25 protein-coding genes are annotated in these 26155 nt (G+C 61.8%); 8 read left to right on the top strand and 17 right to left on the bottom strand.

Annotation, left to right across the window (positions count from 1 at the left end):
* Positions 1–42: 42 nt before the first annotated feature.
* The 11 genes from QMX97_RS04695 to QMX97_RS04645 form a co-directional block, all read right to left on the bottom strand.
* Positions 43–534, bottom strand: a complete 492-nt coding sequence (locus QMX97_RS04695) for a DUF2878 domain-containing protein (protein WP_065900508.1) — start codon at positions 532–534, stop codon at positions 43–45.
* Entirely contained in the window at positions 527–1798 is a 1272-nt protein-coding gene (locus QMX97_RS04690; RefSeq protein WP_065900509.1) for a cyclopropane-fatty-acyl-phospholipid synthase family protein, read from the bottom strand. Before QMX97_RS04690 ends, QMX97_RS04695 begins: the two co-directional genes overlap by 8 nt.
* On the bottom strand, positions 1785–2594 hold the full coding sequence (locus tag QMX97_RS04685; protein WP_065900510.1) for a DUF1365 domain-containing protein: 810 nt from the start codon (positions 2592–2594) through the stop codon (positions 1785–1787). The genes QMX97_RS04690 and QMX97_RS04685 overlap by 14 nt, the downstream gene beginning before the upstream one ends.
* The gene (locus tag QMX97_RS04680; RefSeq protein WP_065900512.1) at positions 2591–3838 is read right to left on the bottom strand and encodes an FAD-dependent oxidoreductase; all 1248 of its coding nucleotides are present in this window, start codon (positions 3836–3838) and stop codon (positions 2591–2593) included. The genes QMX97_RS04685 and QMX97_RS04680 overlap by 4 nt, the downstream gene beginning before the upstream one ends.
* The gene (locus tag QMX97_RS04675) at positions 3835–4617 is read right to left on the bottom strand and encodes an SDR family NAD(P)-dependent oxidoreductase (protein ID WP_065900514.1); all 783 of its coding nucleotides are present in this window, start codon (positions 4615–4617) and stop codon (positions 3835–3837) included. Before QMX97_RS04675 ends, QMX97_RS04680 begins: the two co-directional genes overlap by 4 nt.
* Positions 4614–5036: a nuclear transport factor 2 family protein gene (locus QMX97_RS04670; RefSeq protein WP_065900516.1), complete on the bottom strand. Its 423-nt coding sequence runs from the start codon at positions 5034–5036 to the stop codon at positions 4614–4616. Before QMX97_RS04670 ends, QMX97_RS04675 begins: the two co-directional genes overlap by 4 nt.
* Complete coding sequence (phrB, locus tag QMX97_RS04665; protein WP_282396228.1) at positions 5029–6471, bottom strand: deoxyribodipyrimidine photo-lyase; 1443 nt, start codon at positions 6469–6471, stop codon at positions 5029–5031. The genes QMX97_RS04670 and phrB overlap by 8 nt, the downstream gene beginning before the upstream one ends.
* Complete coding sequence (locus tag QMX97_RS04660; RefSeq protein WP_282396226.1) at positions 6472–7401, bottom strand: MerR family transcriptional regulator; 930 nt, start codon at positions 7399–7401, stop codon at positions 6472–6474.
* 3 nt (positions 7402–7404) lie between these two features.
* The gene (locus QMX97_RS04655) at positions 7405–8364 is read right to left on the bottom strand and encodes a DUF523 and DUF1722 domain-containing protein (protein ID WP_282396225.1); all 960 of its coding nucleotides are present in this window, start codon (positions 8362–8364) and stop codon (positions 7405–7407) included.
* Positions 8365–8477: 113 nt separating this feature from the next.
* Entirely contained in the window at positions 8478–8693 is a 216-nt protein-coding gene (locus QMX97_RS04650; protein WP_065900523.1) for a TIGR02450 family Trp-rich protein, read from the bottom strand.
* Positions 8690–9676: an NAD(P)/FAD-dependent oxidoreductase gene (locus QMX97_RS04645; RefSeq protein WP_106805197.1), complete on the bottom strand. Its 987-nt coding sequence runs from the start codon at positions 9674–9676 to the stop codon at positions 8690–8692. Before QMX97_RS04645 ends, QMX97_RS04650 begins: the two co-directional genes overlap by 4 nt.
* Positions 9677–9887: 211 nt before the next feature.
* Between QMX97_RS04645 and QMX97_RS04640 the strand changes: the two genes are divergently transcribed.
* Both QMX97_RS04640 and hemH read left to right on the top strand, forming a co-directional pair.
* The gene (locus QMX97_RS04640) at positions 9888–10787 is read left to right on the top strand and encodes a TIGR01777 family oxidoreductase (protein ID WP_282396222.1); all 900 of its coding nucleotides are present in this window, start codon (positions 9888–9890) and stop codon (positions 10785–10787) included.
* 14 nt (positions 10788–10801) lie between these two features.
* The gene (gene hemH, locus QMX97_RS04635) at positions 10802–11827 is read left to right on the top strand and encodes a ferrochelatase (protein ID WP_065900526.1); all 1026 of its coding nucleotides are present in this window, start codon (positions 10802–10804) and stop codon (positions 11825–11827) included.
* A gap of 61 nt (positions 11828–11888) precedes the next feature.
* Here hemH and QMX97_RS04630 read toward each other — a convergent pair whose 3' ends face one another.
* Together QMX97_RS04630 and algW are read right to left on the bottom strand one after the other, a co-directional pair.
* Entirely contained in the window at positions 11889–13985 is a 2097-nt protein-coding gene (locus tag QMX97_RS04630) for a TonB-dependent siderophore receptor (RefSeq protein ID WP_282396219.1), read from the bottom strand.
* A 112-nt stretch (positions 13986–14097) separates the two neighbouring features.
* Positions 14098–15252 (bottom strand): Do family serine endopeptidase AlgW, encoded by a 1155-nt coding sequence (gene algW / locus QMX97_RS04625; protein WP_065900528.1) that lies wholly within the window; start codon positions 15250–15252, stop codon positions 14098–14100.
* Positions 15253–15354: 102 nt separating this feature from the next.
* Here algW and QMX97_RS04620 point away from each other — a divergent pair, with 102 nt between their 5' ends.
* The 4 genes from QMX97_RS04620 (at position 15355) to cysN (ending at position 19684) form a co-directional block, all read left to right on the top strand.
* Complete coding sequence (locus tag QMX97_RS04620; protein WP_262135852.1) at positions 15355–16113, top strand: Nif3-like dinuclear metal center hexameric protein; 759 nt, start codon at positions 15355–15357, stop codon at positions 16111–16113.
* 255 nt (positions 16114–16368) lie between these two features.
* Positions 16369–17286, top strand: a complete 918-nt coding sequence (gene cysD / locus QMX97_RS04615) for a sulfate adenylyltransferase subunit CysD (protein WP_005784641.1) — start codon at positions 16369–16371, stop codon at positions 17284–17286.
* Between the two features lie 104 nt (positions 17287–17390).
* Positions 17391–17732, top strand: a complete 342-nt coding sequence (locus tag QMX97_RS04610; RefSeq protein ID WP_065900530.1) for a four helix bundle protein — start codon at positions 17391–17393, stop codon at positions 17730–17732.
* A 53-nt stretch (positions 17733–17785) separates the two neighbouring features.
* A complete protein-coding gene (cysN, locus tag QMX97_RS04605; protein ID WP_282396216.1) occupies positions 17786–19684 on the top strand; it encodes a sulfate adenylyltransferase subunit CysN in 1899 nt (632 codons plus the stop codon).
* Between the two features lie 174 nt (positions 19685–19858).
* On the opposite strand, the gene QMX97_RS04600 is transcribed toward cysN, so the two are convergent.
* From QMX97_RS04600 to QMX97_RS04590, 3 genes are all read right to left on the bottom strand, one after another.
* Positions 19859–20758, bottom strand: coding sequence for an acyltransferase (locus tag QMX97_RS04600; RefSeq protein ID WP_282396215.1), 900 nt, complete (start codon positions 20756–20758; stop codon positions 19859–19861).
* On the bottom strand, positions 20759–22858 hold the full coding sequence (gene pta, locus QMX97_RS04595; RefSeq protein ID WP_065900536.1) for a phosphate acetyltransferase: 2100 nt from the start codon (positions 22856–22858) through the stop codon (positions 20759–20761).
* Between the two features lie 79 nt (positions 22859–22937).
* Entirely contained in the window at positions 22938–23228 is a 291-nt protein-coding gene (locus QMX97_RS04590) for a DUF3565 domain-containing protein (RefSeq protein WP_282396283.1), read from the bottom strand.
* On the opposite strand from QMX97_RS04590, the gene QMX97_RS04585 reads away from it, so the two are divergent.
* A complete protein-coding gene (locus tag QMX97_RS04585) occupies positions 23227–23712 on the top strand; it encodes a peptidylprolyl isomerase (RefSeq protein ID WP_003188398.1) in 486 nt (161 codons plus the stop codon). The genes QMX97_RS04590 and QMX97_RS04585 overlap by 2 nt on opposite strands.
* Positions 23713–24076: 364 nt before the next feature.
* On the opposite strand, the gene rpsT is transcribed toward QMX97_RS04585, so the two are convergent.
* Positions 24077–24355 (bottom strand): 30S ribosomal protein S20, encoded by a 279-nt coding sequence (rpsT, locus tag QMX97_RS04580; protein WP_016976313.1) that lies wholly within the window; start codon positions 24353–24355, stop codon positions 24077–24079.
* Positions 24356–24608: 253 nt separating this feature from the next.
* On the opposite strand from rpsT, the gene murJ reads away from it, so the two are divergent.
* Positions 24609–26147 (top strand): murein biosynthesis integral membrane protein MurJ, encoded by a 1539-nt coding sequence (gene murJ, locus QMX97_RS04575; RefSeq protein ID WP_065900539.1) that lies wholly within the window; start codon positions 24609–24611, stop codon positions 26145–26147.
* The last annotated feature ends 8 nt before the right edge of the window (positions 26148–26155 follow it).

Raw genomic sequence — 26155 nt, 5'->3', positions numbered from 1 at the left:
TAAGGCAAGGCGACGATGCGCGTATGACTGCTCTGACGGACGTCAGTGCGCCAGTTGCCCGGCAATCCAGTGCAACACCGGAAATATCACGGCCCAGAGCAGGGCGAGGCCGATTAGGGTGGCGGCAGTGCCGTAGCCAAAACTGACCCCGGCCAACTGGCTGCCTGCGTAATACGACAGCGGCCCACCCAGCGCGCCCAGCAGACTGGCACGCCACCAGGGCTGGGCGCTCCAGGCCAGGCAATGGCGCAAGGTCGTGGCCAGCAGCGCCCACAGCACGATCAACCAGAAGGGAATCAACGGCCCGGGCGCGCCGAAGTGAAACACGCCGAAGGTGCGCAGCGACGTATCGATGACTGTCCCCAGCAGGGTCACGGCGAGAATCGCCTGGCCTTCGCGGGACCAGGCACTTATCCACAGCAGATGGAGGGCCAGTACCGCCAGTCCCACCAGCAGCCAGAGGCTGTCCCCACCCAGTACACAGGCAAACCAGCCGCACTGGAAGAGCACGGCATTGGCCACGGTCTTAAGCACTGAAGCGTCCAAGCAGCGGTGGGTTGATGGCCGACGGCTTGGCCAGCAGCAGTTGCGCGGTACCGATGGTGCGCTCCATGAAGCCGCCCTCGCAGTAGCACAGGTAAAACTCCCACAAGCGCAGGAAGTATTCGTCGTAGCCCAGCTCCGTCAGGCGACCCTGGGCGCGGCGAAAGTTCTCATGCCACAGGCGTAGGGTTCGCGCGTAATGCAGGCCGAAATCCTCCATGTGCAGCAGGTTCATATCGGTGTCGCGGCTGACGATCTGCAGCATGTTCTGCACGCAGGGCAGGGCGCCACCGGGGAAGATGTAGCGCTGGATAAAGTCGACGCTGTTCTTGGCCTGCTCGAAACGTTGCTCACGGATGGTAATGGCCTGCAGCAACATCAGACCGTCGCTCTTGAGCAGGTGCGCGCACTGCTTGAAGTAGGTCGGCAGGAAACGATGGCCCACCGCTTCGATCATCTCGATGGACACCAGCTTGTCGTACTGGCCGGTCAGGTCGCGGTAGTCCTGCAGCAGCAGCGTGACCTGGTCTTGCAGGCCGAGGGCCGCGATGCGTTTTTCGGTGTAGGCGAACTGCTCCTTGGACAAGGTCGTGGTGGTGACCTTGCAGCCGTAATGCTGCGCTGCATACAGCGCCATGCTGCCCCAGCCAGTGCCGATTTCCAGCAAGTGGTCGGTGGGTTTGAGGGCGAGCTTCTGGCAGATACGCTCGAGCTTGTTCAGTTGCGCCTGTTCCAGGCTGTCGTCGGCGGTCAGGAACTGCGCGGCCGAGTACATCATGGTCGGGTCGAGGAATTCTTCGAACAGGTCATTGCCCAGGTCGTAGTGGGCCGCGATGTTTTTCTGCGAGCCCTTGCGCGTGTTGCGGTTGAGCCAGTGCAGGCCTTGGGTGAACGGCCGTGCCAGGCGCGCCAGGCCCCCTTCCATCGCGTCGAGCACATCGAGGTTGCTGACCATCACGCGCACCACTGCGGTGAGGTCCGGGCTGCTCCAGTAGCCGTGGATAAACGCCTCGCCGGCGCCGATGGAACCGTTGGCCGCCACCAGGCCCCACACCGCCGGGTCGAGAATCTGGATCTCGCCCAGCAGGTGCGCTTCGCGTGCGCCGAACACTTGGCGCTCGCCATCCTCGATCACCACCAGTTGGCCATGGCGCAGTTGGCTGAGTTGGCGCAGCACACCTTTGCGCAGCAGCGCACTGGTCAGGCCGTTGACGTTCAGGCGATTGGTCTTGACCGATAAGCTAGGGGATTTCATGGCGGCGATCCTTGGTATACCCGACTGCAGTGCGAGAGGCGCCATCGGCGGCCTGATGGGAAAAAATCGGTGTGCGTTTGAGCAACAGGCGCAAGGCCTGCCAATAGATGGCGAGGCAGGTCTTGGCGGTCATCCACGGAAAGCGCCACAGGTAGCGGTGCAGGCTGGCGCGGGTGAGTGTTTCCTTGTGCAGGCTCAGCGTGGCATCGAAGACTTTCAGCTCGCCTTGCCAATCGGCCATGTGCACGCCGAGCTTGGCGGCGGGCGGGCTGAAGCTCATGCGGTACTCCAGGTCGCGCGGCAAGAACGGCGACACATGAAACGCCTTGGCCACGGCGAAATGCTGGTGCTCATCCGCGCCAAGGGCCTGGGCCGGCAGCACGTAGTGATAGCGCTCGCGCCAAGGGGTGTTGGTCACTTCGCACAGGATCGCGGCCAGACGTCCGTCGGCCTCGAAGCAGTAGAAGAAACTCACCGGATTAAAAGCCAGGCCCCAACTGCGGGCCTGGGTCAGTAGGCAGATTACGCCCTGGGGTGTACGCCCCAGCGCCTTGCCGACTTCCTGGCGCACGGCGGCGGTCAAGCTCATGCCGTGGCGCGTCAATTCACGCAGGTAATCCTGCTGGCGAAAACCGAAGGGTGCCAGGCGACTCGCGCCGGCCAGCGGCGAGAGCCCGAGCACTTGCTCTTCTTCGCTCAAGTCCAGGTACAGCAGCCCGATGCGGTAGCGAAAGGCGTGGGCCTTGGGCGCAAACCGGCGATGGGCGATCCAGCCGCTGTACAGGGCGCTGTTCACAGGGCCTCCCCGAAGGCTTGCGCCACGCGCAGGGCGCTGACCACGCCGTCTTCATGGAAACCATTGGCCCAGTAGGCGCCACAGTAAAAGGTGTTGCGCGTACCGCAGAGTTCTTCCCAACGACCTTGGGCCGCCACCGCCGCGAGGCTGTATTGCGGGTGGGCGTAGGTATAGCGGGCGAGGATCTTCAGCGGGTTGATCATTGGCGTCTGGTTGAGGCTGACGCAAAACGTGGTGGCGCTGTCGATGCCTTGCAGGATGTTCATGTCGTAGGTGACGGCCGCCTGGGTCTGCGTGTTGCCGGTCAGTCGATAATTCCAGCTGGCCCAGGCCAGCTTGCGGTCGGGCAGCAGGCGGGTGTCGGTATGCAGCACGACATCGTTGTCGGCATAGGGCAGGGCGCCGAGGATCTCCTGCTCGGCCTGGCTCGGGTCGCCGAGCAACGCCAGTGCCTGGTCGCTGTGGCAGGCGAACACCACCTTGTCAAAGGCTTCGGTGCCGGCCGCGCTGTGGATAACCACACCCTCGGCGTCGCGTTCGACCAGGTGCACGGGGCAATTGAGACGCACCTGTTCGCGAAAGCTGCGGGTCAGCGGCTCGATATAGCGGCTGGATCCGCCTTCGATCACACACCATTGCGGGCGGTTGTTTACCGAGAGCAGGCCGTGGTTCTTGAAGAAGCGCACAAAGAACTGCAGCGGGAACCCCAGCATGTCCTGCAGGGACATCGACCAGATCGCCGCGCCCATCGGCACGATGTAGTGCCGGATAAAGCGCGGGCCATACCCGCCGGCCTCAAGGTAGTCACCCAGGGTCATTTCGGCGCTGATGCGCTGCTCCTGCAGGTCCAGCGGCGCCTGGCGATTGAAGCGCAGGATATCGCGCAACATGCCCCAGAAGCCTGGCGACAGGATATTGCGGCGCTGGGCGAACAGGCTGTTGAGGTTGTTGCCGTTGTACTCGAACCCGGCGTTCTCGTCGCACACCGAAAAACTCATCTCGGTGGGCTTGAACGCCACCCCGACCTGCCCCAGCAGGCGGATGAAATTGGGATAGGTCCAGTCGTTGAATACGATGAAACCGGTGTCCACCGCGTAGCTTTTACCCTCGACCGTCACATTGGCCGTGTGGGTATGCCCGCCGATGCGGTCGCCCGCTTCGAACAGCGTGATGTCGTGGCGACGGCTGAGCAGGTAGGCGCTGGTCAGCCCGGCGATACCGCTGCCGATAATGGCGATCTTCACAGGTCGTCCTTCTGTGGCGGCGGGCTGCGCAGCATGCGCTTGCCGATGATCAACTGGGCACGGTTGGGCAGTTTCGACAGCGGCCACAGGGTGGCGATAAACAGCGCCGGGAACGCAATCTCCAGTGGGCGTTTTTCCAACTTGGCGAAGATGTGCCGCGCGGCTTTGTCGGCGGACCAGCTCAGGGGCATCGGGAAATCGTTGCGCTCAGTCAGCGGGGTGTCGACGAAGCCTGGGCTGATCACCGTGACGTCGATGTTTTCCGGCGACAGGCTGATGCGCAGCGATTCGAACAGGTAGCGCAGCCCGGCTTTGGACGCACCGTAGGCCTCGGCACGCGGCATCGGCAGGTAGGTCACGGCACTGGCGACGCCGACCAGATGCGGGGTGCGCCCGGCACGCAGCAACGGCAGCGCGGCTTCGATGCAATAACTGCTGGCGAGCAAATTGGTGCGCACCACATGTTCGACAATCGAGGCGTCGAATTGCCGGGCGTCCACGTATTCACAGGTGCCCGCATTCAGGATCACCGTGTCGAGCGAACCCCAGGCCGCGGCGATCTGCTCACCGATCTCGCGCACAGTCTGGCTGTTGGTCAGGTCGCCAGGCACCACCAGCACTTGTCCGGGAAAACGTTGGGCGAGGGCCTGCAGCGGGCCTTTGCTGCGCGAACTCAGTGCCACATGGGCGCCGCTGTTGAGCAGCTCCACGGCCAGCGAGGCACCGATGCCACTGCTGGCGCCGGTCAGCCAATAACGACGGGGCGGCAGTGCGTTCATCCCATTCTCCTTTTCAGCCAGTTGACGACGCTGCCCAGTACGGGAAGGTGTTCGTAGAGCAGGGCGCCGGCATCGAAGTAATCGCGATGGCGGTAGACCTTTTCACGCCACATCAGGTGCGAACAGCCCTCCACGCGGATGACCTTGCCGTTGGCCAGGCGCGGGTGGGTAAAGCTCATTTTCCAGCGCAGGTAGCCTTCGCCTTCGGCCACCTGGTCGAACCCGTGGAAGTCGAAGCGCAGTTGGCTGACGTTGCTGTACAACTCGGCGAAGTAGCGGTGCATCGCGGGCAATCCCTGCACCTCGTGCAGTGGATCGGTAAAGGCGATGTCCTGACTGTACAGGCTGTCGAGCAGGTGCAGGTTGTGTTTGTCGAGGGTGGAAAAAGCCTGGGCGAAGCGGCGCAGGAAATCACTCATGTTCGGCGACCTCCTGGCGTGAAGGCAGGCTGCGGAAGGCTGCCAGGGCGCGTTCGCGGGACTTTTTCAGGTCGACGATGGCGCGCGGGTAATCCGCCACGCCGAACAGGCCGCCGACTGTCTCGGGGTTGTGCACTTCCTTTTTATTCAGCGCGGCCAGTTCCGGCAGCCAATGCTTGATAAACACGCCTTCGCTGTCGAATTTTTCCGATTGGCTCAGTGGGCTGAAAATCCGGAAGTACGGTGCCGAATCGGTGCCGGTAGAGGAACTCCACTGCCAGCCGCCGTTGTTGGCTGCCAGGTCGCCGTCGATCAGGTGACGCATGAAGAATCGCTCGCCTTCACGCCAGTCGATCAGCAGGTTCTTGGTCAGGAACATCGCGACCACCATGCGCAGGCGGTTGTGCATCCAGCCGGTTTCCAGCAGTTGGCGCATGGCTGCGTCGATGATCGGCAGCCCGGTGCGGGCTTGTTGCCAGGCCGCGAGGTCCTTGGGCGCGTCACGCCAGGCGACCGCCTCGGTCTCGGGGCGGAAGGCGCGGTGGCGAGACACCCTTGGATAGCCGACCAGGATGTGCTTGTAGAACTCGCGCCAGAGCAACTCGTTGATCCAGGTGATGGCGCCGATATCGCCGCTTTCGAATTCGCCCTGGTTGGTTTGCAACGCGGCGTGCAGGCACTGGCGCGGCGACACCACGCCCGCCGCGAGGTAGGCGGACAGCTGGCTGGTGCCGGGTTTGGCCGGGAAGTCGCGCTCGTCCTTGTAGTAACTGATCTGCTGGTCGGCGAAGGCGTCGAGGCGGCGGCGGGCTTCCTCTTCGCCGGCGGGCCAGAGGGCGCGCAAGGTCTCGCTGGGTGGTGCGAACCCGTCGACCTGCGCGGGGATCGGATCACTTTTCAACGGGACAGGCGCTTGGGCCTTCGGCGTCGCGACCAGGCGCGGCAGGGCGCTGTGCAAGCGGGTGTAGCAGACCTTGCGGAACTGGCTGAATACCTGGAAGTACGTGCCGGTCTTGGTCAGCACGCTGCCGGGTTGGAAAAACAGCTGGTCTAGGTAGCTGTGAAAGCTGACGCCATCGGCCTCCAGCGCCTTGGCCACGGCCGCATCGCGACGGCTTTCATGGATGCCGTATTCCTCGTTGACGTGCACCGACTGCACCGACAACTCGCGGCACAGCTTGCCGAGCGCGGCGGGCACCTGATCCCAGGTGGCGGCATGGCGGATCAGCAGGGGAATATTCAGCTTGCCCAGGGCCTGGCTCAAGTGCTGCAGATTGCGCAGCCAGAAGTCGACTTTGCACGGCGCATCATCGTGGGCCAGCCATTGCTCCGGCGTGATGAGGTACACGGCTGCAACCGGGCCGCGCTGGCAGGCGGCGGCGAGGGCGGTGTTGTCGTGTAGGCGCAGGTCGGTGCGCAGCCAGATCAAATGCATTTAAAGAAGTCCACGCTGGATCAGTATCTGGTGGGCCGACAAGGGGTCTTCGGCCACGAACAATTCAGGGGTGTCACGGGTTAATACGGCTAACTCGGCCTGGTGGATGCATACCGTTGGTCCGACGATCAACTTTGGGCCACTGACGCCGCTCAATAGTTTTGCGAGTGCCGACAAGTGGAGGGCCTTGCTCGAATACAGCAGCACCGCGCGCGGTTGCAGGTGTTCCACGGCCAGGGCCAATTCGCCGGCGGGCAGTGGCCAATCGAAGACTTCCACCGGGCAATCGGCACTGCTGGCCAGCCAGGCGCTGAGCCATAGGTGCGGCTCCAGCGGCAGGTCGGACTGGTTGATCAGCAGCAGCGGCGGGCCCTGCAACTGGCGGTTGTTGTGATAGATGCGTGCGCCGAATTTGCTGCGCAGCCAGGACAGGAAAAACACCCGCTCCATCTGCGCGCCGAACTGGCCTTGCCAGCGCTGCTCCAGGTCCTGCAGCAGCGGCAGCAACAATTGCTCGCACAGCGTGCGCGGCGGGTACAGCGCCATGGCCTGGTTGAAGACGTCGTCGACCCGGCGCTCGATCAATTCGCTGATGGCATTCAACAGGTTCTGGCGCAACCCGTGCCACTCATTCTCGACAGTCTCTGGAAGGGCTTGGGCAGAGTCGATCAGGCCTTTGACCTGGCTGACCGGCACGCCGCGATTGAGCCAGGTCAGGATGGTGTGGATGCGTTGCACGTGATCGGCGCTGAACAGCCGATGGCCCTTGGGCGTGCGCTGGGGCACGATCAGGCTATAGCGGCGTTCCCAGGCGCGCAGGGTCACGGCGTTGACGCCTGTCTGGCGCGCCACTTCGCGAATCGGCAGCCAGCCGTCTTCGAGGGCTTGGGCGATGTCGTCGCCGGTTTCGTCTTGCAGGGCGGCTTTCATAGGTTAGATCGCATTACGCAGGCTGAGATTTTCCGGGTGCGGTTGCAGGTACGCCTGCTGCGCGATGTAGCGGTCCGGGTGTTGGCGAAAGTGATGCTTGAGCAAGGTCAGCGGCACCACCAGTGGCACGATCCCCTGGTGGTACTGGCCGATGACGGTCTGCATTTCCTGTTTGTCGTCGGCGCTGATGGCTTGCTTGAGGTAGCCGCTGATGTGTTGCAGCACATTGGTGTGGGTCCCCCGAGTGGCGCACTTGCGCAGGCCGCTCATCAGTTCGCTGAAGTAGCCGGTGGCCAAGGCGTCGAGGTCGGTGCTCCGGGTCATGCTGCCCAGCAGGTGGCCGAGGCTTTTGTAGTGCGCCGGGCTGTGGGCCATCAACAAGTATTTGTAGCGCGAATGGAAGGCCAGCAGGCGATGACGGCTGAGCCCTTCGGCGAGCAGTTGTTGCCAGCTGGCGTAGACAAAGACGCGGGTCATGAAGTTTTCCCGCAGCACCGGGTCGTTCAGCCGACCATCCTCTTCCACCGGCAGGTTGGGGTGGCGCGAGCAAAACGCCTGGGCGTAGATGCCGCGCCCGCCGCCATCCACCGGCGTGCCGTTGTCGCGGTAGACCTTGACTCGCTCCAGGCCGCAGGACGGTGACTTCTGCATGAAGATGTAACCGCACAGGTCGGTATGCGCGGCGGCCATCTGCTGGCCGTAGTCATCCAGCGGTTGGGTCACATTCAGCTCGCGGTGCACGGTGCCCACGGCTTGCGGGTGCGCCGGATCGCCCACCAGGCGAATCGGTTCGCGGGGGATGCCCAGGCCAATCGCGACTTCTGGGCACAGCGGTACGAACTCGAAATAGTCGCTGAGCGTCTGGCTGCAGAGAAGGGATTGTTTATGCCCGCCGTTGAAGCGCACGTTTTCGCCAAGCAGGCAGGCGCTGATCGCGATCTTTGGCTTACCGGAGTGGGACATGGCCAAACCTCTACAAGATTCCTGTACAAGACTAAAAACTTGTACAACTAAATCTCATCATAGGTTTGATGCTGTACAAGTCAAATATTTTGTACAAGTATTTTTCGCGGAGGTTATTTCCAGCCGATCTGCCAGTCCTCGGCGTTCTGCAGGCTTTGCCACGCCAGCCTTTCGGTGCGCCGCGTCATGACGGCTTGCAGGTCGATTTCCAACACGGTGCCTTCTTCGTCACGGATCAGCTCGGTGACCAAAAAGTGTTTTTCCTTGTTGCGGGGGTGCGCTGCTGTCCACTTCGACAGCAGCAATTTGGCGGGGTTGATGCGGTTCATTGCAGGTGCTCGATCAAGCGTCGCGCGGCTTCCTGGCCACTGAGCCAGGCACCCTCGACGCGGCCCGACAGGCACCAGTCGCCACATACGTACAGGCCCAGGTCGGCGTCGGCCAGCACGCCGAACTCATGGGCGCTGGACGGTCGCGCGTACAGCCAGCGATGCGCGAGGCTGAACGACGGGGCGGGCATGGCGCTGTGCAGCAATTCGGCGAAGGCCCCATGCAAGTGTTCGATCACGGCTTCCTTGGGCAGGTCCAGGTGGGCCCTGCTCCAGGCGCTGGTAGCGTGCAGCACCCAGGTGTCGAGGGTGGTGTCGCGTCCGGGTTTGCTGCGGTTGCGCGCCAGCCAGTCGAGAGGGCTGTCTTGCACGAAGCAGCCTTGCATGGGCGTATCCAGGGGCTTGTCGAACGCCAGGGCGATGGCCCAGGTCGGGTCCATCTTCACGCCGGCGGCGGCACTTGCCAGCTTGGGCGCGGCGGCCAGCAGCGCGGTGGCTTGCGGGGCGGGTGTGGCGATGATCACGTGGCTGAACGGGCCGTGGTTTTCGCCGTCGGCGTCCAGCAGGTTCCAGTGCTGTTTGCCCATGAACACTTCGGTGATGCGGCAACCGAACTCCACCGGCAGGTCATCGAGCAGGGCGCGGGTGATCGCGCTCATGCGCGGTGTGCCGACCCAGCGGATTTGTTCATCGGGAGACGGGGTGAGTTGGCCGGACTTGAAGTTGTACAGCTGGGGCTTCCATTGCTCGGCCCAGCCGTTGCTTTGCCAGCGCTGCACTTCGTTGACGAAGCGGCGGTCGCGGGCGGTGAAGTATTGCGCACCCATGTCCAGCGCGCCGGCGTCGCTGCGCTTGCTGGACATGCGGCCACCACTGCCGCGGCTTTTATCGAAGAGTTGTACAACGTGCCCAGCGTCTCTTAACGCTCGGGCGGCGGAGAGACCGGCGATGCCGGTGCCAATGATCGCGATGGGAACAGTCATGGGAGGCCTCGTTTTACCGTTGGGTACAGACTACGCCGACACCAATAGCTGTACAATATTGTTTTTTGGTATAAGTTTTGGCTTACCTGTTCTTACGGCGTGACCTATGGTTAAAGCTGAGGCTTGAACCTGCGTTACGCCCGTTTACAAATGGTCCCTGCTTATAAAATAGACTAGCGATGGGCGGCAAACGTTACATGAGGAAGATCCCATGCACATTTTGCTGACCGGCGGTACTGGTTTGATTGGCCGCCAACTTTGCCGAGACTGGCTTGCCCAGGGTCACCGCTTGACCGTGTGGAGTCGTGATCCGGAACAGGTGGCCCGTTTGTGTGGCGACCAGGTCTTGGGTGTGGGGCGCCTGCAAGAGGTGATCGGCCCGGTGGATGCGGTGGTCAACCTGGCGGGCGCGGCTATTGCAGACCGTCCCTGGACCCATAAGCGCAAGGCGCTGTTGTGGAGCAGCCGTATCGGCCTTACCGAAACCCTGCTGGCCTGGCTGGAAGGCCTGGCACAGAAACCCTCGGTGTTGATCTCCGGTTCGGCGGTAGGCTGGTATGGCGACGGCGGCGAGCGAGAACTCACCGAAGCCAGCGGCCCGGTGCAGGACGATTTCCCCAGCCAGTTGTGTATTGCCTGGGAGGAAACCGCCCAGCGCGCCGAAGCGTTGGGCGTGCGTGTGGTGCTGGTGCGTACCGGCCTGGTGCTGGCCGCAGAGGGCGGCTTTTTGTCGCGGCTGTTGCTGCCGTTCAAACTCGCGCTGGGCGGGCCGATCGGCACCGGTCGGCAGTGGATGCCATGGGTCCATATCAAGGATCAAATCGCCCTGATTGATTTTCTTCTGCACAAGCCTGACGCCAGCGGTCCGTATAATGCCTGCGCGCCACACCCGGTACGCAACCGTGAGTTCGCCAAGACGTTGGGCCAGGTGTTGCACCGCCCGGCGTTCATGCCGATGCCGGCCTTTGCGTTGAAGGTCGGGCTGGGCGAGTTGTCCGGCCTGTTGCTGGGCGGGCAAAAGGCCTTGCCAGAGCGGTTGCTGGCGGCCGGTTTCACTTTCCAGTTCACTGAATTGCGCGCGGCTTTGGATGACGTGTCCAGCCGCCTCTAGAGATAGGATGTTGCATGACGGATCACGCGTTGTTACTGGTCAACCTGGGCTCACCGGCGTCCACTTCGGTGGCCGATGTGCGCAGCTACCTCAATCAGTTCCTGATGGACCCTTACGTGATCGACCTGCCGTGGCCGGTGCGGCGTCTGCTGGTGTCGCTGATCCTGATCAAGCGGCCCGAGCAATCGGCTCACGCCTATGCCTCCATCTGGTGGGACGAGGGCTCGCCGCTGGTGGTGCTCAGCCGCCGCCTGCAACAGCAGATGACTGCGCAATGGACCCAGGGCCCGGTTGAGTTGGCGATGCGCTACGGCGAACCGTCGATTGAAAGCGTGTTGACCCGCCTCGCCGCACAGGGCATTCAGAAAGTCACCCTCGCGCCGTTGTACCCGCAGTTCGCCGACAGCACCGTAACCACAGTCATCGAGGAAGCCAGGCGCGTAGTGCGCGATAAAAAACTCGATGTGCAGTTCTCGATCCTGCAACCGTTCTACGACCAGCCCGAATATCTCGACGCCCTGGTAGCGAGCGCGCGGCCTTATGTGGAACAGGATTACGACCACCTGCTGCTGAGTTTCCACGGCTTGCCTGAGCGCCACCTGACCAAACTCGACCCCACCGGCCAGCATTGCTTCAAGGATGCCGACTGCTGCAAGAACGCCTCCGCCGAGGTGCTCAAGACCTGCTATCGCGCGCAATGCTTCAGCGTCGCCCGTGACTTTGCCGCGCGCCTGGGCTTGCCGGAAGATAAATGGTCGGTGGCGTTCCAATCGCGCCTGGGCCGCGCCAAATGGATCGAACCCTACACCGAAGCGCGCCTGGAGGCGTTGGCACAGCAAGGTGTGAAAAAGCTGCTGGTGATGTGCCCGGCGTTTGTCGCCGACTGCATCGAGACCCTGGAAGAAATCGGCGATCGCGGCCTGGAGCAGTTCCGCGAGGCCGGGGGCGAGGAGCTGGTGCTGGTGCCGTGCCTGAATGATGATCCACAGTGGGCGAAGGCGCTCAATACCTTGTGTGAGAGAGCCCCAACGGCGCTGTAACCAGGCCTTATACCGATCTAACTGTAGGCGCTGGCTTGCCGGCGCCTGCAGTTAGAGGGTGTTACAGGTTGAGCGTCAGGCTGACCGTGAAATTGCGCGGCTCGCCGGGGCTGATCCAGTAGCTGCTGTAGGACCGCTCGTAGTAATTCTCATCAAACAGGTTGTTGAGGTTCAGCCCCACGGTGAGGTTGTCCGTGGCCTTGTAATGGGCCAACAGGTCAACGGTGTGATAAGCCGGCAGTTCGAAACGCGTCCCTGCCTCTCCCGAGCGGTCACCTACATAAGTGAACGCCGCACCCAGGTCTGAGCCGCGCAACGCGCCGTCCTGGAACTCATACACGCCCAGCAGACTGCCGCTGCGCTTGGCCACGCCGAGGATCCGGCTGCCGGCGGGAAGGGTTTTATCGCCTTTGGTCACCTCGGCGTCGATGTAGGCAAACGCGCCGATCACTCGCACGGCATCGCTCACTTGCCCGCTCAGTTGCAGGTCAAGGCCTTGGCTGCGCGCCTTGCCCACGGCGCGGTTGAGGTTGGTGGCGGGGTCCAGGGTGAGTACATTTTCCTTCTCGATATGGAACGCGGCCAGGGTGGCGCTGAGACGGTCGTCGAACAGCTCGCTCTTGACCCCCACTTCATAGCCCACGCCTTCTTCCGGCGTGAAGGATTTCCCGTCGGCGCCCAGCCCGCTGTTGGGCTTGAACGACGTGGAGGCATTGGCGAACACCCCGACTTGCGGCGTGAGCTGATAGAGCAGGCCGGCACGCTGGGTCAAGGCATCGTGGGTTTGCTCGCTCCTGGCGTGGTTGCGGGTGAAGTCGTCGATGCTCTGCTCGAAATGCTCGAAGCGCGCACCGACCATGCCGCGCAGGCGGTCGGTGAAGATGACCTGGTCTTGCAGGTTCAGCGCGTGGCTTTGGGTCTGTTCGAAGAAGTCAGTGCCGGAGCGCGCGCCGTTGGGTTTGGGCTGGCCGTAGACCGGGTTGTAGATATCGAGCGTGTAGCGGCTTCCGCCAATCGCGGTGACGCGTTCTTTCTTGCGATAGTCCTCGTATTCGGTGCCAACCAGCAACTCGTGCTGCCAGCTGCCGATATCGAACAGGCCGCGCAGCTCCACCTGGGTAATGCTGTCGTGCCAGCCCGTGGAGCGTTCACGGTAGCGGCGGTCGATGGTGTGGCCGTCGGCATTCAGTGCGCGGTTTTCCGAGGCGTCGCCCCACAGGCTGCCCTGTTTGTAGTGGCTGGCCAGGCGCAGTTTCCAGGCGTCGTTGAGGTGATGCTCAAGGCTGGCCTGGAGACGGTTGTTATGGTTGTCGATATCGCCGTCGTTGGGTTCACCCAGGAAGGTGGCGCGGGACACGCCGCGGGCGTCGACGATGCCGCGGTCGAAGGTGGAGCTGTGGCGCACCAATTCGCTTTCCACCAGCAGATGCGTGTCCGGGTCCAGTTGCCAACTGAATGAGGGGGCAACAAAGACCCGCTTGCTCTGCACATGCTCGCGAAAGCTGTGGTTGTCTTCCACGGCCAGGTTGACTCGCGAGAGCAGGTTGCCCTCGCTGTCCAGCGGGGTGTTGAGGTCGACGGCGGTGCGATAGCGATCCCAACTGCCGGCGCTGGTTTGCACGGTGGTGAAGGCATCGGGCTGGGGCTTCTTGGTGACGATGTTCACGGTGCCGCCGGGATCGCCACGGCCGTAGAGGCTCGCGGCGGGGCCCTTGAGCACTTCGATGCGTTCGATATTGGCGGTATCGGGCGTGCTCGGGTAGCCACGGTTGGCGCTGAAACCGTCCTGGTAAAACTCCGACGTGGTGAAGCCGCGCACGCTGTATTCGTAGAGGGTGATGCCGCCGAAATTGTTCTGCTTGGACACGCCACCGGCAAACTCAAGGGCGCGTTCTACCTGGGTGCTGCCCAGATCCTTGAGCACCGTTGCGGGAATCACGCTGATCGATTGTGGGATGTCGCGCAGGGCTGTGTCGGTTTTTGTCGCACTGGCGGAACGCGTTGCACGGTAGCCGTTGACCGGGCCGGTGGCGGATTCATAGGCGTCGGTGGTGACGCTGATGGTGTCGAGTTCCAGGGTGTTGTCTTCGGCGTAGGCGGGGTCAAGCAACAAGCCCAGGGCCAGGCCAGCCATGGGGGCAATTCTTCGAGACGGCATGATAGAGCGTTCCAATAGCGATATTGAAACAATATAACATGTCTAATGAGAATGCCTTCGCTTTGAAATATGAGCTTACAGGTACCCGCGAACGGGTACCTGGCGACGCGTCTTATTCCTCTTCTTTGACCGGTGCAGGCGGTGGGCGCAGGCCGATTTCTGCCAGCAGCTTGATCTCTTTGCCGTTGCGCATTACCTGGATTGCCACCTTGTCGGTCGGCTTGATCCGCGCCACCTGGTTCATCGATTTGCGCCCATCACCGGCCGGTTCGCCGTTGATGCTGAGGATCACATCGCCCAGTTGCAGGCCGGCTTTCTGCGCCGGGCCGTCGCGGAAAATCCCGGCGACCACGATGCCCGGGCGCCCGGTCAAGCCAAAGGACTCGGCCAGCTCCTTGGTCAACGGTTGTACTTCGATCCCCAGCCAGCCGCGAATCACCTGGCCGTGCTCGATGATCGACTTCATCACTTCCATCGCCAGTTTCACCGGGATCGCAAAACCGATGCCCTGGGAGCCGCCGGACTTGGAGAAAATCGCCGTGTTGATACCGGTCAGGTTGCCATTGGCATCCACCAGTGCGCCGCCCGAGTTGCCCGGGTTGATCGCCGCGTCGGTCTGGATGAAGTCTTCGTAGCTGTTGAGGCCCAACTGGTTACGCCCGGTGGCGCTGATGATGCCCATGGTCACCGTCTGGCCCACCCCGAACGGGTTGCCGATGGCCAGTGCGACGTCACCGACGCGCAGGCCGTCGGAGCGACCGAGGGTGATTGAAGGCAGGCTCTTGAGGTCGATCTTCAGCACCGCGAGGTCGGTTTCGGGGTCGCTGCCGACCACGCGGGCCAGGGTCTCGCGGCCATCGCGCAGGGCGACCACGATCTGGTCGGCGCCGGTGGTCACGTGGTTGTTGGTGAGGATGTAGCCCTCGGGGCTCATGATCACGCCGGAGCCGAGGCTGGATTCCATGCGCCGCTGCTTGGGGCCGTTGTCGCCGAAATAGCGGCGAAATTGCGGGTCTTCGAATAATGGATGAGCGGGTTTGTTGATGACTTTCGTGGTGTACAGGTTGACCACCGCTGGCGCCGCGATAACGACAGCGTCCGCATAGGTCACCGGGCCTTGCACCACCGCGCTGGTTTGCGGCGCCTGCTGCAGGTTCACATCAAGGCTGGGTAAGCCCACCAACTGGGGGAAACGCTGAATAATCAGCATCGCGATCAGCACGCCAGCCAGCAATGGCCATCCAAAAAAACGCAGTGCCTTGAGCATCAAGTAAGTCCTGACAGGTTGCAGGGGGCGGGAGAGCGCCCATAATGTCGCGCATTATACGAGGCTGCGAGCGCCTCGGAACGGGATATTTAGGAGTCTTTTATGGCCGTCCCCCTTACCACCCTCGTCGAGGAAGCGGACCGCTACCTCGGCAGTGCAAAAATTGCCGATTATTGCCCCAATGGCCTGCAGGTCGAGGGGCGCCCGCAGGTGATGCGCATCGTCAGCGGCGTGACCGCCAGCCAGGCGCTGCTGGATGCAGCCGTCGAAGCGCAGGCCGACCTGATCCTGGTGCACCACGGTTATTTCTGGAAAGGCGAAAACCCCTGCATCACCGGCATGAAGCAACGCCGCCTGAAAACGCTGCTCAAGCACGACATCAGCCTGCTGGCCTACCACCTGCCGCTGGACCTGCACCCTGACGTCGGCAACAACGTGCAACTCGCCCGCCAACTGGACATCACGGTCGAAGGCCCGCTGGACCCGAGCAACCCGAAGATCGTCGGCCTGGTCGGTTCGCTCTCCGAGCCGCTGTCACCGCGCGACTTCGCACGCCGGGTGCAGGACGTCATGGGCCGCGAGCCCTTGCTGATCGAAGGCAGCGAGATGATCCGCCGCGTCGGCTGGTGCACCGGCGGGGGCCAGGGCTATATCGACGACGCGATTGCCGCCGGCGTCGACCTGTTCCTGAGTGGCGAGGCGTCGGAGCAGACCTTCCACAGCGCTCGCGAAAACGACATCAGCTTTATCGCCGCCGGCCATCACGCCACCGAACGCTACGGCGTGCAGGCACTGGGCGATTACCTGGCGCGGCGTTTTGCCCTGGAGCATTTGTTCATCGACTGCCCCAACCCGATCTGAGCCATGCAACTGAACCCCTGTGGGAACTGGCTTGCCTGCGACGCAGGCAACTCGGGACATCAGGCACACCGAGTTGAAGCCATCGCCGGCAAGCCAGCTCCCACACCTGAACGCGTTGCACCCCAAACCACGAGGCATATTCATATACCGTTTCGATCTAGCTGGCTCCCTGAATAGAAGAAGGTGCTGTGCTAGCATGCCCCGCTCGAACACGGCCCGCTGGCCGTCCATAAGATCGTTTTTCCGTGAGTAACCATGGTCGACAAACTGACGCATCTGAAACAGCTGGAGGCGGAAAGCATCCACATCATCCGCGAGGTCGCCGCCGAGTTCGACAACCCGGTGATGCTCTACTCGATCGGTAAAGACTCCGCCGTGATGCTGCACCTGGCACGCAAGGCCTTCTTCCCGGGCAAGCTGCCGTTCCCGGTGATGCACGTCGACACCCGCTGGAAATTCCAGGAGATGTACAAGTTCCGCGACAAAATGGTCGAGGAGCTGGGCCTGGACCTGATCACCCACGTCAACCCGGATGGTGTGGCGCAGGGCATCAACCCGTTCACCCACGGCAGCGCCAAGCACACCGATATCATGAAGACCGAAGGCCTCAAGCAGGCCCTGGACAAACATGGTTTCGACGCCGCCTTCGGCGGTGCCCGTCGCGATGAAGAGAAATCCCGCGCCAAAGAGCGCGTGTACTCATTCCGCGACAGCAAGCACCGCTGGGACCCGAAGAACCAGCGCCCGGAGCTGTGGAACGTCTACAACGGCAACGTCAACAAGGGCGAGTCGATCCGTGTGTTCCCGCTGTCCAACTGGACCGAGCTGGATATCTGGCAGTACATCTACCTGGAAGGCATCCCGATCGTGCCGCTGTACTTCGCCGCCGAACGCGAAGTGATCGAGAAGAATGGCACGTTGATCATGATCGACGACGACCGCATCCTCGAGCACTTGTCCGACGAAGACAAAGCCCGAATCGTCAAAAAGAAAGTACGTTTCCGTACCCTTGGCTGCTACCCGTTGACGGGCGCGGTGGAGTCCGAAGCCGAGACGCTGACCGACATCATTCAGGAAATGCTCCTGACGCGAACTTCCGAGCGCCAGGGCCGTGTCATCGACCACGATGGCGCAGGCTCGATGGAAGATAAAAAACGTCAAGGGTACTTTTAAGCTTCGAGTTACAAGCGGCAAGCTGCAAGTTAAAGGCGGTATGCGTAATTTTGCAGCTTGGTGCTTGCAGCCGGTTGTTGCGAGCCGCTACTGAGTGACTCGTGATGGACTTCGAGAAACTGGTTGTCTGGCAAAGAAGCAAGTGTCTAGCGGTGCAGATCTATAGCGAGTTTGCGGAGTGCGGGGATTTTGGCTTCAAAGATCAAATCACCCGATCTGCACTTTCGGTGCCTTCCAATATTGCTGAAGGCATGGAACGTCGTAGCGCCAAAGAGAAAGCTTACTTTCTTTGGATTGCAAAGGCTTCTTGTGGGGAGCTACGAACTCAGATCTTCATCGGTTGTGACATTGCCTACATCGCCCGCCCGCTGGCTGAAAACTGGATTACAGAAACTCGCGAGCTTTCAAAAATGCTCTGCGGCCTGATCAACAAAATTTCTGACTAGCTGTACGCCGACAAGCTTGCCGCTTGAAGCTTACAGCTTGGAGCTTGAATGCAATGAGCCATCAATCTGATTTGATCAGCGAGGACATCCTCGCCTACCTGGGCCAGCACGAGCGCAAGGAAATGTTGCGCTTCCTGACCTGTGGCAACGTCGACGACGGCAAGAGCACCCTGATCGGGCGCCTGCTGCACGACTCCAAGATGATCTACGAAGATCACCTGGAAGCCATCACCCGCGATTCGAAGAAGTCCGGCACCACGGGCGATGACATCGACCTGGCGTTGCTGGTCGACGGCCTGCAGGCCGAGCGTGAGCAGGGCATCACCATCGATGTTGCCTACCGCTATTTCTCCACCGCCAAGCGCAAATTCATCATCGCCGACACCCCCGGCCATGAGCAGTACACCCGCAACATGGCCACCGGTGCGTCCACCTGTGACCTGGCGATCATCCTGATCGACGCCCGCTACGGCGTGCAGACCCAGACCCGTCGCCACAGCTTCATCGCCTCGTTGCTGGGGATCAAACACATCGTGGTGGCCGTCAACAAGATGGACATCAATGGCTTCGACCAAAGCGTATTCGAGCAGATCAAGGCCGATTACCTGAAGTTCGCCGACGGTATCGCCTTCAAGCCGAGCACCCTGGCCTTCGTGCCGATGTCGGCGCTCAAGGGCGACAACGTGGTGAACAGGAGCGAGCGTTCGCCGTGGTACACCGGCCAATCGCTGATGGAAATTCTTGAAACCGTCGAGATCGCCAATGACCGCAACTACACCGACCTGCGGTTCCCGGTGCAGTACGTCAACCGTCCGAACCTGAACTTCCGTGGTTTTGCCGGCACCCTGGCCAGCGGCGTCGTGCACAAGGGCGATGAAGTCGTGGTGCTGCCGTCGGGCAAGAGCAGCCGGGTCAAATCCATCGTCACCTTCGAAGGTGAGCTGGAGCATGCGGGGCCTGGCCAGGCCGTGACCCTGACCATGGAAGACGAGATCGACATCTCCCGTGGCGACTTGCTGGTGCATGCCGACAACGTGCCGCAAGTGACTGACGCCTTCGACGCCATGCTGGTGTGGATGGCCGAAGAGCCGATGCTGCCGGGCAAGAAATACGACATCAAGCGCGCCACCAGCTACGTGCCGGGTTCCATCACCAGCATCGTGCACCGCGTGGACGTGAACACCCTGGCCGAAGGCCCGGCAAGTTCGCTGCAGCTGAACGAGATCGGCCGGGTCAAGGTCAGCCTCGACGCCGCCATTGCGTTGGACGGCTATGACAGCAATCGCACCACCGGTGCGTTTATCGTCATCGACCGATTGACCAACGGCACTGTGGCCGCGGGCATGATCATCGCGCCGCCGGTCAACCATGGCGGCGCTGCGCAGCACGGCAGTCTCGCGCATGTGGCCACCGAGGAGCGCGCGTTGCGTTTCGGCCAGCAACCGGCCACCGTGTTGTTCAGCGGCTTGTCGGGCGCCGGCAAAAGCACCCTGGCCTATGCGGTTGAGCGCAAGCTCTTCGACATGGGGCGTGCGGTGTTCGTACTCGATGGCCAGAACCTGCGTCACGACCTGAACAAAGGTCTGCCGCAGGACCGTGCCGGGCGTACCGAAAACTGGCGGCGTGCCGCGCATGTGGCGCGTCAGTTCAACGAGGCTGGCCTGCTGACCCTGGCCGCGTTCGTTGCACCGGATGCCGAGGGTCGCGAACAGGCCAAGGCGCTGATCGGCGCCGACCGCCTGCTCACGGTCTATGTGCAAGCCTCGCCGCTGGTGTGCGCCGAGCGTGATCCGCAAGGCCTGTACGCCGCGGGTGGGGATAACATCCCTGGCGAGTCTTTCCCGTACGACGTGCCGTTGAATGCCGACCTGGTGATCGACACCCAGGCCCTGTCGCTGGAAGACAGCGTCAAGCAAGTGCTGGAGCTGTTGCGTCAGCGCGGCGCGATCTAAACTTCGCCGCCACAAAAAAGCCCGCCACCGATGACTCGGTGACGGGCTTTTTTACATCTTCAAGATCAGGCTCAATCAATGTGGGAGCTGGCTTGCCTGCGATTGCTGACTGTCAGTTGATATATCAGTAATTGACCCACCGCTATCGCAGGCAAGCCAGCTCCCACAGGTTGATCATCTTTTGCCTGGGAATTCTGTGTGCAGTTTCTCCAACAACTGGTCCTTCTCTTCCCACAACCGGTTGATCCACCCCTGAAACGCCAACCGATACTCGCCATCCTGCTCATAATTCTTGCCAATGAACTCGGCCGGAATCTGCACTTCTTCGAACTGCACGACCACGTCTTTCACATTCCCGCAGAGTAAATCCCAATAGCCTGGGCGCCCGGCAGGGTAGTGAATGGTCACGTTGACCAGTGACTTCAGCTGCTCACCCATCGCATCCAGCACAAACGCGATACCACCAGCCTTGGGCTTGAGCAGGTAACGGAACGGCGATTTCTGCTGCGCATGCTTGCCGGGGGTAAAGCGCGTGCCTTCAGCGAAGTTGAAAATGCCCACCGGGTTGTCGCGAAACTTCGCACAGGTCTTGCGGGTGGTTTCCAGGTCCTTGCCTTTCTTCTCCGGGTGCTTTTCCAGGTACGCCTTGGTGTAGCGCTTCATGAACGGGAAGCCCAGCGACCACCAGGCGAGGCCGATCACCGGCACCCAGATCAGCTCCTGCTTGAGGAAGAACTTCAGCGGGCGAATCCGTCGATTGAGCACGTATTGCAGCACCATGATGTCGACCCAGCTCTGGTGGTTGCTCGTCACCAGGTACGAGTGCTGATAGTCCAGGCCCTCAAGGCCTTTGATGTGCCAGCGGGTGCGTCGCACCAGGGTCATCCAGGCGTTGTTGTTACTGATCCAGGCCTCGTGGGTCTGGTTCATCAGCCATTCGCTGAAGCGCTTGGCAAACGGCAGCGCCTTGAACAGCGCCACGATAAACAGGAACGAACACAGCAGGATCGTGTTCAGCGCCAACAGCAGGGACGCGATCACCCCGCGTACGGCGGCAGGTAGAAAATCCAGCATTTAGATATCCATAGGTCGGTTGGCGGCTTGGATCGCAGTCAGCGCGATGGTGTACACGATGTCGTCGACCTGGGCGCCGCGAGGCAGGTCGTTGACCGGTTTGCGCAGGCCCTGGAGCATCGGCCCCAGGCTGACGCAATCGGCGCTGCGTTGCACGGCCTTGTGGGTGGTGTTGCCGGTGTTGAGGTCCGGGAACACGAACACGGTGGCCTTGCCGGCGACCAGGCTGTCGGGCGCCAGTTGGCGGGCGACGTTTTCGTTGGCGGCGGCGTCGTACTGCAACGGGCCGTCGATCAGCAGCGAGCTTTGCTGTTCATGGGCGAGGAGGGTGGCTTCGCGGACCTTCTCCACTTCCTCACCGCTCGCCGAGTCGCCGCTGGAGTAGCTGATCATCGCCACGCGCGGAGTAATGCCAAAGGCGGCGGCCGAATCGGCGCTTTGCAGGGCGATTTCCGCCAGCTCGGCGGCGCTGGGGTGCGGGTTCATCACGCAGTCGCCGTACACCAGCACCTGCTCGGGGAACAGCATGAAGAATACCGACGACACCAGCGTGCAACCCGGTGCGGTCTTGATCAACTGCAGGGCGGGGCGGATGGTGTTGGCCGTGGAGTGGATAACCCCGGAAACCAGGCCGTCGACCTCATCCAATGCAAGCATCATGGTGGCGATCACCACGGTATCTTCCAGCTGCTGCTCGGCCATCGGCGCGTTGAGGCTCTTGCTCTTGCGCAGGGCAACCATCGGCTCGACGTAGCGTTGACGAATCAGATCCGGGTCGAGAATCTCCAGGCCTTCGGGCAATTCGATGCCCTGGGCGCGGGCGACGGCTTCCACATCCGCCGGCTTGGCCAGCAGCACGCAGCGTGCGATGCCACGCGCCTGGCAGATGGCCGCAGCCTGAACGGTCAGTGGTTCGCTGCCTTCGGGCAAGACGATGCGCTTGTTCGCGGCCTGGGCACGCTGGATCAACTGGTAGCGGAACACCGCCGGCGACAGGCGCATTTCCCGTGGCGTGCCGCAGCGCTGGTGCAGCCAGCGCGCATCGAGGTGGCTGGCGACGAAATCGGTGATGATTTCCGCGCGCTCGCGGTCATCGATGGGGATTTCCTTGTTCAGGCTGTTGAGCTGGTTGGCCGTGTCGTAGGAACCGGTGCTCACCGACAGCACCGGCAGCCCGGCCTGGAACGCGCCGCGGCACAGCTCCATGATGCGCGGGTCGGGCAGGGTGTCGCTGGTCAGCAGCAGGCCGGCCAGCGGCACGCCGTTGATCGCGGCCAGGCTCACGGCGAGGATGATGTCGTCACGGTCGCCCGGCGTTACCACCAGCACGCCCGGCTTGAGCAGCTCCACGGTGTTGCGCATGGTGCGCGCGCAGATGATGATCTTGGTCATGCGCCGGGTTTCGTAATCACCGGCATTGAGGATCTGCGCGCCCATCAGGTCGGCGACGTCGCGGGTACGCGGCGCGTTGAGTTCGGGTTGGTAGGGGATGCAGCCGAGCAGGCGGAAATCGCCGCTGCGCAACAACGGCGAATGCTCTTTCAGGCGTGCTGAAAAGGCCTCCATGCTTTCATCGGTGCGCACTTTGTTGAGGATCACGCCCAGCACTTTCGGGTCTTTCGGGCCGCCGAACAGCTGGGCCTGCAGTTCCACGCGGCCGGAGAGTTCGGTGAGCACTTCGTTTTCCGGGGCCGAGACCAGGATCACTTCCGCGTCCAGGCTCTTGGCCAGGTGCAGGTTGACCCGCGCGGCATAGCTGGCGCTGCGGGTCGGCACCATGCCTTCGACGATCAGCACGTCCTTACCGACGGCGGCCTGTTGATACAGGGTGATGATCTCTTCGAGCAGTTCGTCGAGTTGGCCGTCGCCGAGCATGCGCTCGACGTGGGCCAGGCCCAGCGGTTGCGGCGGCTTCAAGCCGTGGGTGCGGGCGATCAGTTCGGTGGAGCGTTCGGGCCCGGTGTCGCCGGGGTGTGGCTGGGCAATCGGCTTGAAGAAACCGACTTTCAGCCCGGCCCGCTCGAGGGTACGCACCAGCCCAAGGCTGATGGAGGTCAGACCCACACCAAAATCGGTGGGCGCGATAAAAAAAGTCTGCATGCGAATTCTCTGGAGGTGCATGGCTTCGGTGGCGCTCTATGCGTGAGTGCCTACCGGGAATCAGGCGCCAAGGTTATCGTTATTCGCGCACTTGCGCACACCAGCCGCAGGCAAAGGGCTGGCCTATTTTTTCCAGGCGTTGCGCGGGCTCCAGCACCCAGGCGCGGGACTGCCAGGGCGGCTGGTGGCGCAGGTGCTGGGTATGGCCACAAGACAGCTCGGCAACCCAGTGCTGGTCATCATCCTGGTGGAATCCGGTGATCGTCGCGACCGTTGATCGGTCCCGTCCGTCCGGGTTCTGTTCGCTTTCGGACAAATCCTTGTTTAGACTTGTCCGTTCTTCATTCTTATGCAAAAGGTCTCGCCCCATGACGATCGCCGCTAACAAGGCTGTCTCCATCGACTATACCCTGACCAACGACGCTGGTGAGGTCATCGACAGCTCCGCCGGCGGCGCGCCGCTGGTCTACCTGCAAGGCGCAGGTAACATCATCCCGGGCCTGGAAAAGGCGCTGGAAGGCAAGAACGTCGGTGATGAACTGACCGTTGCCGTAGAACCTGAAGATGCCTACGGCGAATACTCCGCCGAACTGGTCAGCACCCTGAGCCGCAGCATGTTCGAAGGTGTGGATGAGTTGGAAGTGGGCATGCAGTTCCACGCTTCCGCGCCGGACGGCCAAATGCAGATCGTCACCATCCGTGACCTGGACGGCGACGACGTAACCGTCGACGGCAACCACCCTCTGGCTGGCCAGCGCCTGAACTTCCAAGTGAAGATCGTTGCCATCCGCGACGCTTCCCAGGAAGAAGTGGCTCACGGCCACGTCCACGGTGAAGGCGGTCACCACCATTGATTGATGTTTGATCAATAGGTAGCAAAACGCCCCGACTGGTTCGGGGCGTTTTTTTTTGTGCCTGAAAATCCAGTCGAGCGCAGCTGTTTGCTCCAGCGGACTCTTTATGCACCAGGCTTTTGTGGTGAGCGGGCTTGCCCCGCGTTGGGCTGCGCAGCGGCCCCATTGAGATCACCGCATTCCTTCAGCGGGGCCGCGTCCTCTGGTTTTGGGGCCGCTACGCAACCCAACGCGGGGCAAGCCCGCTCACCACAAAAAGCCCGCACAAACAAAAAAACCGCACAAACAAAAATGCCCCGGACCTTTCGGTTCGGGGCATTTCTTAACTGTTTCGCAACCGGGGTTGCGTTGCAGTTGTTACCACTTAGGCTGCAGCAGCGACGCTCAGAGCCTTGATGTGGCCATTCAGGCGGCTCTTATGGCGAGCGGCCTTGTTCTTGTGGATGATGCCTTTATCGGCCATACGGTCGATAACTGGCACGGCCAGAACGTAAGCAGCTTGGGCTTTTTCAGCGTCTTTGGTGTCGATGGCCTTAACTACATTCTTGATGTAGGTACGAACCATGGAACGCAGGCTGGCGTTGTGGCTGCGACGCTTCTCAGCCTGTTTTGCACGTTTTTTGGCGGAAGGTGTGTTGGCCACCGTCGAGCTCCTCGAAAGACTTTTTAGGAAATAGCAAACAAAATAGGCCGCGAATCATGCCGATGACTTGATGGGTTGTCAAGGGCGGCTGATGCGAACTGCTGAGTGGTCGATCTGAAGAGGCGGGTGATTTATTTCCGGCGCTTGACCTGTAAACTCGCGAGCTTTGGCTCTGTGCTGTTGCAGGCGCGCAGTATCGCATAAGTAGGCGCACAGTTCGCCTGCTCTTTATCTATAGGCGCAAACTCTTTCAATGAATCTGCTCAAATCGTTGGCTGCCGTCAGCTCTATCACGATGATCTCCCGGGTATTGGGGTTTGTGCGTGACACCCTGCTGGCGCGCATTTTTGGCGCCAGCATGGCCACGGATGCCTTCTTTATTGCCTTCAAGTTGCCGAACCTGCTGCGGCGTATCTTCGCCGAAGGTGCGTTTTCCCAGGCATTCGTGCCGATCCTGGCCGAATACAAGACCCAGCAGGGCGAGGAGGCGACCCGCACCTTTATTGCCTACGTCTCGGGCCTGCTGACCCTGGTGCTGATGCTGGTGACGATCGCCGGCATGCTCGCCGCGCCCTGGGTGATCTGGGCTACCGCGCCGGGCTTCGCCAACACCCCGGAAAAATTCGCGCTGACCACCGATCTGCTGCGCGTGACCTTTCCTTATATATTGCTGATCTCGTTGTCGTCCCTGGCCGGGGCGATCCTCAATACCTGGAACCGCTTCTCGGTGCCGGCCTTTGTACCGACGTTGCTCAACGTCAGCATGATCATCTTCGCGCTGTTCCTCACGCCGTACTTCGATCCACCGGTGATGGCCCTCGGGTGGGCCGTACTGGCGGGTGGCCTGGCGCAATTGCTCTACCAGCTGCCACACCTGAAAAAAATCGGCATGCTCGTCTTGCCGCGCCTGAACCTCAAGGACACCGGCGTATGGCGGGTGATGCGCAACATGCTGCCGGCGATCCTCGGCGTGTCGGTCAGCCAGATCTCCTTGATCATCAACACCGCATTCGCCTCGCTGCTGGTCTCGGGCTCGGTATCCTGGATGTACTACGCCGACCGCCTGATGGAGCTGCCGTCCGGCGTACTTGGCGTGGCCCTTGGCACGATCCTGTTGCCCACGCTGGCGCGCACCTATGCGAGCAAGGACCGTCAGGAATACTCGCGGATCCTCGATTGGGGCCTGCGCCTGTGCTTTGTGCTGGTGCTGCCGTGCTCCCTGGCGCTGGGGATCCTGGCCGAGCCGCTCACCGTGTCGTTGTTCCAGTACGGTCAGTTCGATGCCCATGACGCCTTGATGACCCAGCGCGCGCTGATTGCCTACTCCGTCGGGCTGCTCGGGATCATTGTGATCAAGGTGCTGGCGCCGGGCTTCTATGCCCAGCAGAACATCCGCACGCCGGTGAAGATCGCGATTTTCACGCTGGTCGTCACGCAACTGCTCAACCTGGTGTTTATCGGCCCGCTGGCCCACGCCGGCCTCGCCCTGGCGATCAGCGCCGGCGCCTGCATCAATGCGGGCCTGCTGTTTTACCAGCTGCGCAAACAGCAGATGTTCCAACCACAGCCAGGCTGGGGCATGTTTGCCCTCAAGTTGCTGGTGGCAGTGGCGGCGATGTCGGCGGTGTTGCTCGGGCTGATGCACTTTATGCCGGCCTGGGACGAAGGCCATATGCTGGAGCGCTTCATGCGCCTGGGCGTTCTGGTGGTGGCGGGCGTGGTGGTGTACTTCGGGATGTTGCTGCTGCAGGGCTTCCGCCTGCGGGATTTCAATCGCAAGTCCCTCGGATAGAGCGTTTG

This window comes from Pseudomonas sp. PS01298 (genome assembly GCF_029959745.1).
GTDB lineage: Bacteria > Pseudomonadota > Gammaproteobacteria > Pseudomonadales > Pseudomonadaceae > Aquipseudomonas > Aquipseudomonas aylmerensis.
Note: the sequence above shows the minus strand (reverse complement) of the source record. Positions and strands in the feature narration are given on the sequence as shown.

Excerpts from the sequence above, each read along its gene's own strand:
- QMX97_RS04670 (WP_065900516.1), bottom strand. The coding sequence starts at position 5,036 with ATGAGTGATTTCCTGCGCCGCTTCGCCCAGGCTTTTTCCACCCTCGAC.
- hemH (WP_065900526.1), top strand. The coding sequence starts at position 10,802 with ATGACGGATCACGCGTTGTTACTGGTCAACCTGGGCTCACCGGCGTCC.
- QMX97_RS04600 (WP_282396215.1), bottom strand. The coding sequence starts at position 20,758 with ATGCTGGATTTTCTACCTGCCGCCGTACGCGGGGTGATCGCGTCCCTG.
- murJ (WP_065900539.1), top strand. The coding sequence starts at position 24,609 with ATGAATCTGCTCAAATCGTTGGCTGCCGTCAGCTCTATCACGATGATC.
- cysD (WP_005784641.1), top strand. The coding sequence starts at position 16,369 with ATGGTCGACAAACTGACGCATCTGAAACAGCTGGAGGCGGAAAGCATC.
- QMX97_RS04655 (WP_282396225.1), bottom strand. The coding sequence starts at position 8,364 with ATGTCCCACTCCGGTAAGCCAAAGATCGCGATCAGCGCCTGCCTGCTT.
- QMX97_RS04645 (WP_106805197.1), bottom strand. The coding sequence starts at position 9,676 with ATGACTGTTCCCATCGCGATCATTGGCACCGGCATCGCCGGTCTCTCC.
- QMX97_RS04610 (WP_065900530.1), top strand. The coding sequence starts at position 17,391 with ATGGACTTCGAGAAACTGGTTGTCTGGCAAAGAAGCAAGTGTCTAGCG.
- QMX97_RS04690 (WP_065900509.1), bottom strand. The coding sequence starts at position 1,798 with ATGAAATCCCCTAGCTTATCGGTCAAGACCAATCGCCTGAACGTCAAC.
- QMX97_RS04630 (WP_282396219.1), bottom strand. The coding sequence starts at position 13,985 with ATGCCGTCTCGAAGAATTGCCCCCATGGCTGGCCTGGCCCTGGGCTTG.
- QMX97_RS04590 (WP_282396283.1), bottom strand. The coding sequence starts at position 23,228 with ATGGGGCGAGACCTTTTGCATAAGAATGAAGAACGGACAAGTCTAAAC.
- QMX97_RS04620 (WP_262135852.1), top strand. The coding sequence starts at position 15,355 with ATGGCCGTCCCCCTTACCACCCTCGTCGAGGAAGCGGACCGCTACCTC.
- QMX97_RS04640 (WP_282396222.1), top strand. The coding sequence starts at position 9,888 with ATGCACATTTTGCTGACCGGCGGTACTGGTTTGATTGGCCGCCAACTT.
- QMX97_RS04650 (WP_065900523.1), bottom strand. The coding sequence starts at position 8,693 with ATGAACCGCATCAACCCCGCCAAATTGCTGCTGTCGAAGTGGACAGCA.
- QMX97_RS04660 (WP_282396226.1), bottom strand. The coding sequence starts at position 7,401 with ATGAAAGCCGCCCTGCAAGACGAAACCGGCGACGACATCGCCCAAGCC.
- phrB (WP_282396228.1), bottom strand. The coding sequence starts at position 6,471 with ATGCATTTGATCTGGCTGCGCACCGACCTGCGCCTACACGACAACACC.
- algW (WP_065900528.1), bottom strand. The coding sequence starts at position 15,252 with ATGCTCAAGGCACTGCGTTTTTTTGGATGGCCATTGCTGGCTGGCGTG.
- QMX97_RS04585 (WP_003188398.1), top strand. The coding sequence starts at position 23,227 with ATGACGATCGCCGCTAACAAGGCTGTCTCCATCGACTATACCCTGACC.
- pta (WP_065900536.1), bottom strand. The coding sequence starts at position 22,858 with ATGCAGACTTTTTTTATCGCGCCCACCGATTTTGGTGTGGGTCTGACC.
- QMX97_RS04675 (WP_065900514.1), bottom strand. The coding sequence starts at position 4,617 with ATGAACGCACTGCCGCCCCGTCGTTATTGGCTGACCGGCGCCAGCAGT.
- cysN (WP_282396216.1), top strand. The coding sequence starts at position 17,786 with ATGAGCCATCAATCTGATTTGATCAGCGAGGACATCCTCGCCTACCTG.